Source organism: Pseudomonas sp. AOB-7 (genome assembly GCF_003696305.1).
Taxonomy (GTDB): domain Bacteria; phylum Pseudomonadota; class Gammaproteobacteria; order Pseudomonadales; family Pseudomonadaceae; genus Aquipseudomonas.
This window is the reverse complement of sequence record NZ_RFFK01000045.1, coordinates 1-917: the sequence shown is the minus strand read 5'-3', so window position 1 is coordinate 917 and position 917 is coordinate 1. Positions and strand designations below refer to the sequence as shown.

Here is a 917-nt window from a genome sequence, read left to right as displayed (position 1 = left end):
GCGACGCGCGCCTGGTTACCCATGCACAGCGAGCAGCCCGGCATCTCCATGCGCGCACCGGCCTTGCCGTAGATACCGTAGTAGCCTTCTTCGGTCAGCTGGTGAGCATCCATCTTGGTCGGCGGCGACAGCCACAGACGGGTCGGGATACCGCCCTTGACCTTGTCCAGCAGCTTGCCGGCAGCGCGGAAGTGACCGATGTTGGTCATGCACGAACCGATGAACACCTCGTCGATCTTGTCGCCAGCCACGGTGGACAGCAGACGGGCGTCGTCCGGGTCGTTCGGGGCGCACAGCACCGGCTCGTTGAGCTGGGACAGGTCGATTTCGATGACTTCGGCGTACTCGGCGTCCTTGTCGGCCTCCATCAGCACCGGGTTGGCCAGCCAGGCTTCCATCGCCTGGGCACGACGCTCCAGGGTACGGGCATCACCGTAGCCTTCGCTGATCATCCAGCGCAGCAGGGTGATGTTGGACTGCAGGTACTCGGCGATGGCCGCTTCCGGCAGTTTGATGGTGCAACCGGCAGCCGAACGCTCGGCGGAGGCGTCGGACAGCTCGAAGGCCTGCTCGACGGTCAGGTTGTCCAGGCCTTCGATCTCGAGGATGCGGCCGGAGAAGATGTTCTTCTTGCCCTTCTTCTCGACGGTCAGCAGGCCTTTCTGGATGGCGTAGTAGGGGATGGCATGGACCAGGTCACGCAGGGTGATACCCGGTTGCATCTTGCCCTTGAAGCGCACCAGCACGGATTCCGGCATGTCCAGCGGCATGACGCCGGTGGCGGCGGCGAAGGCGACCAGGCCGGAACCGGCCGGGAAGCTGATGCCGATCGGGAAGCGGGTGTGCGAGTCGCCGCCGGTGCCGACGGTGTCCGGCAGCAGCATGCGGTTCAGCCAGCTGTGGATGATGCCGTCGCC

Annotated in this window: 1 protein-coding gene; it reads right to left on the bottom strand. The window is 65.0% G+C overall.

From position 1 onward, the window contains the following. On the bottom strand, window positions 1–917 hold a 917-nt coding region (locus EA796_RS22910), incomplete at both ends, for an aconitase family protein (protein ID WP_256679250.1).